Here is a 12,552-nt window from a genome sequence, read left to right on the forward strand (position 1 = left end):
GGACCCACCCACCCCGCTCGATCGAGGCCCTCAACAACGCGATCAACGACTACGAGAACAACATCAACTCGGGCAGTAGTAAGTTGACGGGTCCTTACCAGTTCGTCTCTCCCGCGAAATACTTGGCCGCCCGACGCAGGATGTCCCGCTCGGCCTCCAGCTCCCGAATCTGGGCTCTGAGCTGTCTGTTCTCTGCTTCAACCACGTCGTCGAAACCTACCGGGCTCTTCCCGGAAGCTTGCTGCGGGGCCTCACTCAGCCCCGCCGCAGGCCCGGCGCCGGGTAGCTCACCGGCAGCGGCACGCCGCTTGCGGTCGGCCAGCACCCAGTTCCGCAACGCGCCCCGGCCGACCCCCAGATCCCGGGCCACCGACAGATACGTCGCCGACGGAGTCGACAAGAATAACGCCACCGCGTCGGCCTTGAACTCCTCCGTGCAGTTCTCCTTCGCCACCCAGACCCTCCACCCCGGACACCATGATCCAGGAACCAAGGTGTCCACGGTTCAGGGAGAAGGCCCAAGGTCGTCGACAACGCAGCCACTCTCGGAATCGACCTGGAAGGCATCCCCCGTGACGCTGCCTCAGGAGTTCGTCCCGCTATCCGGAGCTGGGTGGTGGAGTGCACCTTCGGATAGTTGATCTTGCACCGCCGCCTGGCCCGCGACCGTGAAACCCTCCCAGCTCGCTCCGAGGCGATGATTCACATCGCGATGATCGATCTGGTGCCCCGCCGCCTCACCGGCGAATCCACCTCCATTGGCATGGCACCTGAGTAGGGAGATATACGACAAACCTGCCTGTAAGCGTGTGCCCCAGGAATCGCGGCACCAGCTCTCCAGTTGTTCCATGGTGCTTTGTGCTGGTCACAGGCAGAAGCGCGACATGGATACAAAGCGCGACACATTCAACGCCGGCCGGGTGTTAGCTACTTCGCGGTTCGGCAATGACCACCGACACCAGCGGAAGGAGCGGCCGTGACGTCCTACAGGCCGAGGGATGCCCTGAAGCCGCGTGAGGCCATATGGGAAAGAGGGAAAGTGCACCATGAGCAGAGCTGAAGCCCCAGACGGCGCGAATTGGCGGCGCAGCCCCTCCGCTGCCCCGGATACGACCGAGCGGCACTGTGACCGTGATCGCCTGGATGAGCACTGCACCACCGGGACACGGTGTTCGTCGCGCCATGAGTTCGTTGGTCGGATCGCCGGCGACGACGTCGGCTACATCGGCGTGACCGGCGCCGAAGCCCGCGCCTGGGCAGCCTAGGCCACACCCGACCACAAGCCCGGACAGGCACCATGACCTGTGCCGCAGGGTTCCACAGGACCTCAGACACCCTTCCGGGTAGGGGCGCCGTTCAGGTGTGCGGGGCGGCGGCGAGATGTGCCTGAGGAGGAAGTATGGCATCGCTGGCAACCGAAGAGGTTTCCCGCACTGCCAATCAGACGACGCGACATAAAAAGACTGATTAGGGACACCGACATGAAAAATGGACGCGCAGCAGTCATCGGGGGTGGAATTAGCGGACTGGCGGCGGCTTATGCGCTTCGCCGCAGCCATCACGTCACGCTGTTCGAAGCTCAGAAGCGGATCGGGGGCAACGCCAACACCGTGACCATCGCACCGGACACAGAGCACCCGAGCACCCTTGGCATCGACACCGGCGTGGTCATATTTTGCGGATCGGCCATGCCGCCACTGTTCGACGAACTGGGCATTACACGCATCCCCGTGTCCACCGATTTGACCTACCTGACCATCAGGTGCGCCGGGTGCGGGCTCGACACAGCAGAACTCGACAACGGCCTTCCCCGGCGCCCGCACATCAGCGATGGCGCATGGCGTCATTTCATCGAAGGCTACCAGCGCTTGAGGGGCCTGGTCGCCGAGGGGGACATCGCACTGAGGCCAGCCGACCTCGTCACCACCGAAGGATTCTCGGAGTATTTCGTCGAGCACATGATCATCCCGCTGATCGCAGGAGCCTACGTCATACCTCCTGCTGCGGCACGGCACTGCTCGGTTACGGCGATCCTCAGGGCCCTTGCGAACGTGGGGATTCAGCTCGGCGATTCCATGCGTGACTATTGCACGGTCAAGGGTGGCACGAGAACCTATATCGACCGTTTGGCCGCGGCGGTCCCCGATCTGCGAGTGGGGACGGCGATTGAGGAGGTCGGCCGCATGGGCGATGGCGTGACCCTCCGAGACAGTACCGGAGCGGTCCACGACTTCGACAAGGCGGTAATCGCTGTTCAGGCCGACCGGGCACTGTCCATGCTTGCCTCGCCGACGGCGCTGCAACATGAAGTGCTGGGAGCGTTTCCCTACGCCTACAGCTCCTGGGCCCTGCACACCGATACCTCTGTAGGGACCAGTGACGCTATCGTGCACTACCAGATGGCCGATTGCGGTAACGCAGCGGCAGATCTCATCCTTCCCCACAACGGCGTGCAAAAGATTCCCGGGCCAGTCCAGTATCTATCCACCTGCGGCGGAACACCACCTGCGCCCACCAATGTCCTTCAGACCGCGACCCACGGCATCGCTGTCATCACCCCCCAAGCGGTCGCGGCCCAGCAGAAACTGCCGCAGATCAGTGACAGCGTGCTCGCCTTCGCCGGCGCCTACTTCGGCGACACCGCCCACGAGAATGCACTGTGCTCAGGCCTCAACGCCGCCAGCATCCTCTTAGGTGGGAGATCCAGCGGCGGCCTGCGGGACATGCGGACAGGAATCCACACTGCCTGGAGCGACCAAACGTAATCCACCCCAGAGCGTCACCGACCAGTCCGCCCCTCACAACGCGTCTCCCGACAGCGCATATCGAACGAAGGGAGCACAGCATGGCCCCGGATCAGGCCATCCTCGCCCCTGCCTCGAAGGCGGCCGAGGCTGCCATCAGGTCCCTGCATGGAATGCACCCCGCAGGGGTGAGTGTCTTGAGCGCCACGAGTCACAATCGCGTCACAGCCGCGGGGTTCGTCTGGCTGTCACGCCCGCCCCCAAACGGACAGGATGTGGACGCCAAGAACGGCAGTGGAGCCTGGCCCATCCGGAGGGGCTGTGTCTTGGCCGGTTGGGCTGCTTGTCGCACCGGTTCGGCGTGTGGCTGGTCCGCGCTCCTGCGGGGGAGACCCCCTCGCAAGAAATGCAGAATAGCTGTCACTGACCGCGATGACGGCTTTGGGCGTGCTGCGAAACGCCATCATTTCGGCTGTGACTGTCTGGTTGTGGCTGGCCGCAAAGGGGGGCGTCGGAGGTCGGGATCAATAGCGCGGGTTCGCTGGGAAATCGTGCATGGTTAGGCGGACACTGAAGTCGAGCGATGCAGGGCGGGATCGGGAACGAGCACAGAGAGGAAAGTCCTTTGAAAGACACTAACAATGGTCCAAGTGATGGGTTGGAGCCAATCGCTGTGGTCGGGATGGGATGCCGTTTGCCGGGTGGTGTCTGCTCACCTGAGCAGTTGTGGAGTCATCTGATCGCGGGTCGGGATCTGGTAACCGAGGTGCCACCGGAGAAGTGGGATCTAGAGGAGGTATATGACTCGGAGCCCGGAACGCAGGGGCGTAGTGTCTCGCGTTGGGGCGGGTTTCTGGAGGACGTCGCAGGGTTTGACCACGCGTTCTTTGGTGTGGGACGCGAGGAGGCCGAGGCAGCGGATCCTCAGCACAGAATTCTGCTGGAAGTGGCGTGGGAGTCGGTCGAATCCGCAGGTATCGCGCCAAGTCTGCTGACTGGGTCTAACACCGGAGTGTTCGCCGGGCTGTCTTACGCTGACTACCTGGTCAGACACCATGCGGCCGGTACGGGTGACAATCCCTACACGCCAATGGGTACGGCACCGTCGGTCGCCAGTGGCCGAATCGCCTATCTGCTCGACTTTCATGGTCCCGCACTCACAATCGACACTGCGTGTTCATCATCGCTGGTAGCCGTTCATCTCGCGTGCGAGAGCCTGCGGCGGCGGGAGTGCGATGCTGCTCTGGCCGGTGGCGTCGAGGTGACCCTGAGCCCCGATCTGTCGGTGGCGTTCTCCGGTTACGGCATGTTGTCCTCGGACGGGAGATGCAAGGCATTCAGTCGTGGCGCCAACGGTTTTGTTCGCTCTGAGGGCTGCGGCGTGGTCATGCTCAAGCGCTTGCGAGATGCCGATGCCGCGGGTGACCGGGTGCTGGCGGTCCTCCGCAGTTCGGCCATCAACCAGGATGGGCGATCTAATGGCCTTTCCGCCCCAACGGTAAGGGGACAGGTGGAGGTGCAGCGTCAGGCTCTCCAGCGCGCTGATGTGGATCCGGCTCACGTTGGCTATGTGGAGTCTCACGGCACCGGGACGCCGGTCGGTGATCCGATCGAGATGGCCGCGCTGCGTTCCACTTACGGATCAGGGCAGGAGTGTGCCGTAGGGTCGGTGAAGACCAATATCGGACACTGCGAGCCGGCCTCAGGCGTAATCGGCCTCATCAAATCCGTGCTGGCCGTCCGGCACGGTCAGATCCCTCCCAATCTCCATTTCAGCGGATTTGGCGACGGGGTTGAAACGTCGGGGACGGGGCTTTTCGTGCCAACGGAGGTCACCGCGTGGCCTGTTCCGGGAAGCCCTCGGCGAGCAGCCGTGTCCTCCTACGGGTTCAGCGGAACCAACGCACACGCGGTGATCGAACAGGCGCCTGCGACTATCGCAGCCCCGGCAACACCCTCTGAGCCCCCATGGCTGTTTCCGATCTCGGCTTCCTCACCCGGTTCCTTGGCCGCCACGGCGGCCCGTACCGCCGAGTGGGTCGTCGGCGAAGGCAACGACGCGCCGCTTGCTGACCTCGCCTACACCCTGACCCGCCGGCGTGAGCATCGGCCAGAACGCGCGGTGGTGATCGCTGAGAGCAAGAGCGAACTGCTGAACGGGCTATCGGCGCTCAGCCAAGGTCAAGCGGGAGAAGCGATTGCCCGGGGACGCATTCGCGGCAGAGGCATGGGCCCGGTGTGGGTCTTCTCAGGCCAGGGCTCCCAGTGGGCAGGTATGGCCAGTCCGTTGCTGGAGCGGGAACCCTCCTTCAACGACGTCATCGGCAGATTGGACCCTCTCGTACGGCACGAGGGAGGCTTCTCGCTCCAGGATACGTTGAGGGGTACGGCGCTTGTTGAGGGGATGGACCGAGTCCAGCCGACACTGTTCGCGATCCAGGTGGCGCTGGCCGCGACCTGGCGGGCTCATGGCGTGGAACCGGCGGCGGTCATCGGCCACTCCATGGGGGAAACGGCCGCGGCCGTGGTTGCGGGCGCGCTCTCCATCGAAGACGGCGTCAAGGTGATCTGCCGTCGCTCCAAACTGCTGTCGGCACTGAGCGGGGTGGGTGCCCTGGTATCGGTGGACCTGCCTGCCGACCAGGTTGCGGATGACCTGGCGGCGAGCGGGCTGGCCGGGGTGAGTATCGCGGTTGTCGGCTCCCCCCAGCAGACAGTGGTCTCGGGGGATACAGACCAGGTCCACGAGATCTTGGCTCAATGGGAAGCCAGCGGGCGTATGGCGCGACTCGTCGCGGCCCCCGTCGCGTCACATTCCGCTCAGATGGACCCGATTCTGGACGATCTGATGCGGCAGTTGTCCGGACTGAACCCCACCATTCCCGAGGTGCCGTTCTACACGACCGTCCTGGACGACCCACACGACACCCCGCCCTTGGACGCGTCGTACTGGGCGTCGAACCTCAGGCAACCTGTCCGGTTCATGGCCGCCGTCACCGCAGCGCTGAACGACGGACACTCGACCTTCGTCGAACTGTCGCCGCATCCCATGCTGACGCATGCGATAGCCGAGACCGCGGACCATCTGCAGCGCAGAGCCGATGCCCTGCCCAGTCTGCGCCGCGGCGTGAACCAGCAACGTTTCCTGCTCACTCAGGTCGGTTCCCTTCATTGCCTTGAGGGCACGGTGGACTGGGCACAGACCTACCCGACCGGTGAACTGGTCGATGTTCCGCTTCCAGCATGGCATCACGAGCAGCTCCTCATCGACTCCCGTCCTGACGTGAAAGGACGGCTCCTCGATGTTCACCCTCTCCTAGGGTCCGGCGTCAGGCTTCCCGACGGGACGCGCCTATGGCAATCCGATGTTGGCATCTCGGCGTTGCCGTGGTTGGCCGACCACCAGGTCAACGGTGTCCCGGTCCTGCCGGGAGCCGCATTCGCAGAGATCTGCCTGGCCGCCACCTCATCCATCAGCGGCGCTCTGGAACATGTAGAACTCACCCAGCTGGAATTCCGCAATGCACTTTTGTTGCAGGACAACACGTTTGTAGCGACCTCGGCACAATCCGAAGCCGATGGCAAGACGGCCATTGAAATCTCAAGCTTCGACGAAGACGAGAACTCGATCACCCACGCGACAGCCGTGATGCAAGCGACGACCTCGCCGCCTCCGCCCGCCGTTGACAACGTTGAGGACATCCTGACTCGTCACCCCCACGTCGTCGATCCTGAGGAGGTCTACGGACGCCTACGCGGCCTGGGAATTGTTCACGGCGCGAACTTTACGGGGCTTGTGACCATCCGGCACGCAGGCCCGACCTGCGACACCGCAATCGCCCAGATCCAGCTACCTGCGCCGATCAGTAGCGAGGGCAGGGGTTACCAGATCCACCCGGTGTTGTTGGACGTGTGTCTGCAAGCTTTGAGCGCGCATCCAGCACTCAGCGGATCCGCGCAGCTCATGTTGCCCGCGGGATGTGCATCCCTGCGTGTCTTCGGCAACCAGCGTGCAGCCAGGCACTGCCTGGTGACCATGCGCCACTGCGACGAGACCTCGGCCCTAGGGGACCTGCGGATTCTGGCCTCCGACGGATCTGTGATCGCCACGCTGGAAGGCGTTCGACTCGGCCGGACGGAGCAGGCCGACGAGGCGACGTTCAACTCTCGGCTGTGGGTCACCGAGTGGGATCAGACGCCGATACCCTCGGCTGCCGCCGGCGAAGACGATCGGATCGTGTTCATCATCCAGGACGACAACGGGACAACCGATGATCTCGTCCCCCGGATCGTCCAGATGATTGGGAAGCACCGATGTGAGGTGCTTCATGCTCCGCTGGAGGTCGCCGGGAACGAGCATCTGGCACGTTCATTCGCAGCGCTCCTGAAAACCCGGGGCATCGCGTCAGTGGTGCTGCTGGGTTCCGCCTTCTCGCCCGAAGACGCTGACAGCTGTGATCGTGCTTTGCTGCACAGCCACCGCCTCGCCGCGCTTGTCCAGTCCATGGTCTCCGAACACAGCGGCGAGCTCCCGCGCCTCTGGGTCGTCACCCGGCAGGCCCAACGGGTCAATGGCGACGACCAGCCAAATCTGTCCCAAGCAGGACTTCGCGGGCTATGCCGCGTACTCATGCTAGAGCATCCAGAACTGAGGACAACCTATCTCGACATCGATGCGAGTACCGAACCCGAGCACCTGTGGTCGGAGTTCCAATCAGACCACAGCCAAGACGAGATAGCGTGGCGCGAGGACCGCCGGTACCTCGCACGACTGCGCCCACGCCCGCTGCAACCCTACGAGCGGCACCGCACGACCGCCGAGTTCGGCGTCGACGGGCTCGCGCTTGACATCGGCACTCGCGGCAACCTGGAAACTCTCGAAATCGTCTCCCGCAACCGGAGACAGCCCGCCGCAGGCGAGGTGGAGGTCCAGGTAAAGGCCGCATCGCTGAACTACGCCGATGTGCTCAACGCCATGGGCCTGTACGACACGCCCGACGGCACTCAGTACCCACTCGGAGCCGATTTCGCCGGCGAGGTGGTCGCTGTCGGTCCCGGCGTCGAGAGCCTGGAGGCAGGAGACCGGGTAGCGGGAGCCAAGAGCGGCTCGCTGGCCACATTCCAGACCCTGCCCGCAGGCCACGTCCTCCCCCTGCCGGCCCACATCTCCTGGGAAGAGGGTGCGGGCCTCCCCGCCGCCTATCTCACAGCCTGGCAGGCGCTCGTTGGGCTCGCCGACCTGCAGAAGGGCGAACGAGTGCTGATCCACACCGCCTCAGGTGGCGTCGGCCAGGCCGCCATCAACATCGCCCAATCCATTGGGGCGGAAATCTACGCCACCGCCGGCAGCCAGGCAAAACGTGACCTGCTGCGTAACCTCGGCGTCGATCACGTCATGGACTCTCGAACGCTGGCATTCGCCGACGATATTCGATCACGCACAAACGGGGTAGATGTTGTCGTTAACACCCTTACGGGACCAGCCCAGCAAGCGAGTTTCAACAGCCTGCGGTCGGGCGGCAGATTCGTTGAACTGGGAAAGAAGGACATCTATCGACATCGCAGAGTCGACCTGTTCTCATTCCGTCGCAACATCAGTTTCCACAGCTTCGATCTGGGTCTCATGGCGGAGAATCAGCCTGAAAAGATGGCACGTATCTTCAAGGACATCGCGAAGGCTCTCTCCGAAGGAACGATCAAACCAATACCGGTCAGGACGTTCCCCCTCACACAGGCTGAGTCGGCGCTGCGCACCCTGGCCGCTGGAAAGCACACCGGAAAACTGGTGCTCCAATTTCCCTCGACCGGATGCACCCAGGCCGTAGTTCTCCCAAAGGAGTTCCCGCTCGCAAGAGGGGACGGCGCCTACATCATCACCGGTGGGCTAGGCGGGCTCGGCCTAGTCCTCGCAGATTGGCTCGCAGACAACGGCGCGTCGCGCATTGTGCTCAACGGGCGCTCAGCACCTTCATCTGAGGCCCGCGAGGTCATTCGAAGCATCTCGGAGAAGGGAGGTGATGTCGTCGTCGTGCTCGGCGATATCGCCGCGACGGGTACAGGCGAGAAGGTGGTCGGCGAGGCCATCGCGTCCGGGTTGCCACTTCGGGGTGTCATGCACGCCGCCGCGGTCGTCCCCGAGACACCAGTGGCAAAGCTGGATCACGCAGCCTTCCAGCGGGCCTGGGCGGGCAAGGTGGCCGGTGCCTGGCACCTCCACAAGGCGGCCCAAGGCCACCCCCTCGACTGGTGGCTCAACTTCTCCTCAGCATCTACCCTTCTCGGCTTTCCGGGCCTGGGAGCCTATGCGTCGGCCTGCGGCTGGGTTGACACCTTCACATGGTGGCAGCGAGACCGGGGAATCCCCGCCATCAGCGTCGCTTGGGGCGCCTGGGCCGACCATGGTCTGGGTCAGTCCTTTGCCGAACGCGGCTACGAGATGATCCAGGTCAGTGAGGGCCTGCTCGCCTGTGACCGGATCCTGCGCCACGATCGTCCGCTGACCGGGTATACACCCGCCACCAGCCCAGCGTGGCTGACAATGCTCGCCTCCACCGTCGAGTCCTCTTTCCTCAGCGGCCTGGGCGAGACCAACCCGCTGCGCGCCCGGGACGCCAACGAAGATAGCGGTCTGGCTGTGGAGGTCCGAGAAGCGAAAACCCAAGACGCGCGCCGAGCTCTGATCACGAAATTCATCCAGAGCAACGCCGGGAACATCCTGGGTATTTCCTCGGAGAGCCTCGAACAGGAGCAGCAACTCAAGGACAGCGGACTCGATTCGCTCATGGCCCTTGAACTGCGTACCCGGATCGAGAAGGCGACGGGAGTGAGGATTCCAACCAAGATGCTGTGGTCCAACGGGAGTCCACGTGAGTTGACTGGCTACGTGCACGATCAAATTGCGGCACAGGAAAAGACGGAAACCGATGAATGATCACAGTGTCTCCGGCAGTTGCCGCCTGGGCCGCCTTACCGCGCACAATCCAGACCCTGCTCACGCCCCCCGGATAGGGGCCTGATGCCCATGGAGCTGCCTCTTCCAGGATTCACCGCGATTGTCCGGGGCGGTCAGGATAAGCCCGTGGCCACCTCCGGCAATCGGCAAGAGCTCTCCGGGCGACCAGGACAAGCGTGGCCCATTCCACGCTGACGAGCTTATCAACCCGCTCCAGTTTGGAATCTCATTCTACTGTTGACGCAACAGGTGAGCATAACCGCAAAGAAGGCAGGCAAACGTGTACCTCCCAACAAGCGTCGCTCGCGCGTCATTTCGGACTCTCGGCCTATTCGCCCTGCGCTCATCGCTAACGGTGGATCAGCAGCGCCGCAGAGTCGCGACGGCTTCGGCGATCCTCCCCCAGGCGCGGTGGGCCACCGTTCGGCCCGGATCCGTTGGCGGCGTCAACGGACAGTGGGTCTCTGGCACAAGCGCAACGGATGGGGTTTTGCTCTTCCTTCACGGTGGCGGCTATGTGCTTGAGGAGCCAAGAGCTTACCGTGCGATGGTTGCACACCTCTCTCGAGGTATTGGTATACCTGCATTCGCGCCTTCGCTTCGACTGGCCCCGGAGCACCCAGCGCCGGCCGCACTCGAAGATGCGCTTTCCGCCTATGAGGGGCTGCTTCAGACCGGGATACCCGGAAGCCGGATCGCCATAGCGGGAGACTCCGCAGGCGGAGGTCTTTCCCTGGCCCTCGCCATGAAGATTCGTGACCAGGGCATTCCTGAACCCGCAGTTCTTGCTCTATTGTGCCCATGGGCCGACCTATCGCCAGAAGGGTTGGCCCGTCACGCACGGCACCCCAGCTCCGTCGGACCAAGGACCTCAACATTCATGGAATGGGCCCAAGCGTATGCGCCGGATGGCTGGGCCTACGATCCTTCTGTATCTCCACTTCTCGGGGATCTGCGCGCTCTTCCTCCGGTTATCCTTCACTCAGCTGGCGACGACGAACTGATCGATGATGCGCAACACCTTGAACTCAAAGCACGGGAAGCCGGCGTAGTCGTCACCCATAGGTCCCATCCGGAACTTTGGCACGGATTTCATTACCTGGCGGGAACGCTCAAGGAGGCCGACGCGTCAATAGCAGATCTTTCGACGCGTATACGCGATTACCTCGCCCCGCACCGCAAGAAACCGCACGTCGCGATCATCGGTGCGGGAGTCTCCGGACTATGTCTTGGCGCCAAACTCCGCCGTGCCGGTCATACGGACTTCACGATCTACGAGAAGGCCGACGAGGTAGGGGGTACGTGGCGAGAAAACGCCTATCCCGGACTCGTGTGCGATGTTCCAGCGAGACTCTACGCCTTTTCCTTCGCGCCGAACCCTGAATGGGCTCAGTTCCTGGCCAGCGGAGAGGACTTGCAGGAATACCTCATGCGAGTCACGGACCGCGAAGGACTGCGGCCATCGATCAGGTTCAATACCGAGATAGAGACAGCTCAGTGGAAGAACGGCCAATGGCTCCTTACTTCCGCGTCGGGGTACGAAAGTAGAGTCGACCTCCTGGTATGCGCGACAGGGTTTCTTCATCATCCAAGAACCCCAGAGATCCCCGGCGCCGAGACTTTCACAGGACGAATACTTCACTCCTCGCATTGCGAGCAAGATACCGTGCTGAAAGGCCAGCGCGTGGGAATCATCGGCACTGGGTCGACAGGAGTGCAGCTTACCTGCGCGCTCTCCCAGGTCGCAGGCCGGTTAATTCTTTTTCAGCGAACAGCGCAGTGGATCCTACCTCTCCCTAATCCACGCTACCGCCCCGCAACTAGATTTGTTTATCGACGCATGCCTATCTTGAACAGCCTTACGCGTAACATCTATGAACACCTCTTTGACTCCATCCCGGGGCGTGCCGTCCGGCCGGGATGGCAACGCTGGTTCCTGTCCGCGCTCTGCAGAATAAACTTGCGATTCGGTGTACATGACCCCGAACTTCGGGAGAAGTTGACGCCCCAGGACCAGCCCTTGTGCAAGCGCCTCGTCATGTCAGGTACCTTCTATAAAGCAGTCCAGCGCAATAATGTTGATCTAGTAGATGACGCGATCGCCAGAATCACCCCCGAGGGCATCGTCACCAGAGACGGACAGCTCCATCGACTCGATATCATCATCTTCGCAACCGGTTACAAATCGCACAGCTATATGCGACCAATGAAGATCTTCGGCGAGAAACAAACGGCGCTGGACGAAGTATGGAACGACGACCCTTTTGCACACAGGACGGTTTCACTTCCAGGCTTCCCGAACTTCTTTATGATGATGGGCCCTTACAGTCCCGTCGGCAATCAGTCTGCGGTGTCAACCTCCGAGATTCAGGCAGAACATATCGTCCGCTGGACAGAAATCATGAGGCGCGATAAAATATCCTATATCTGTCCCAAGATGGAGGATGCAGTCCGGTTCAAGGCCGATTTGGCGAGGGCCATGTCCGGGACGGTATGGACTACCGGATGCGACAGCTGGTATCTAGGAAACGGCCATTCCCCGATTCTGTGGCCGTGGACACCAGACCGATTCCGCGATGAATTGAAGGCGCCAAATCTTGCAGAATACGTGACCAGACGAGACGACCATCTTGACAGCCTCTGAAATTGAGTCTCTCGGGAAATTGAAGAACAAAAGTTGGTGGCCATATCCGCGATGACCAGGTAGGGCCCGGACGGCACGGCGCCCGCTAGATGATTGATTCCAAGGGGTCGGCTGCGGACATAGGACGAGGGTGTCCAAGATCGTTGTGTGACGAACAACCTGGACACCCTCGCGACCGCACTCTATGTGAAGATCGACGACTGGCTGAAGAT

At 62.4% G+C, this 12,552-nt stretch carries 4 protein-coding genes; 3 read left to right on the top strand and 1 reads right to left on the bottom strand.

The window, feature by feature from the left end:
* Positions 1-94: 94 nt before the first annotated feature.
* Positions 95-454 (bottom strand): transposase, encoded by a 360-nt coding sequence (locus E1298_RS34985; protein ID WP_131901017.1) that lies wholly within the window; start codon positions 452-454, stop codon positions 95-97.
* A gap of 1,027 nt (positions 455-1,481) precedes the next feature.
* Here E1298_RS34985 and E1298_RS34990 point away from each other — a divergent pair.
* From E1298_RS34990 to E1298_RS35000, 3 genes are all read left to right on the top strand, one after another.
* On the top strand, positions 1,482-2,765 hold the full coding sequence (locus E1298_RS34990; RefSeq protein ID WP_131901019.1) for an FAD-dependent oxidoreductase: 1,284 nt from the start codon (positions 1,482-1,484) through the stop codon (positions 2,763-2,765).
* A 562-nt stretch (positions 2,766-3,327) separates the two neighbouring features.
* The gene (locus E1298_RS34995) at positions 3,328-9,675 is read left to right on the top strand and encodes a type I polyketide synthase (protein ID WP_131901021.1); all 6,348 of its coding nucleotides are present in this window, start codon (positions 3,328-3,330) and stop codon (positions 9,673-9,675) included.
* Positions 9,676-10,051: 376 nt separating this feature from the next.
* Positions 10,052-12,340, top strand: coding sequence for an alpha/beta hydrolase fold domain-containing protein (locus E1298_RS35000; RefSeq protein WP_165975824.1), 2,289 nt, complete (start codon positions 10,052-10,054; stop codon positions 12,338-12,340).
* Positions 12,341-12,552: the final 212 nt, after the last annotated feature.

This window comes from Actinomadura rubrisoli, assembly GCF_004349215.1.
GTDB lineage: Bacteria > Actinomycetota > Actinomycetes > Streptosporangiales > Streptosporangiaceae > Spirillospora > Spirillospora rubrisoli.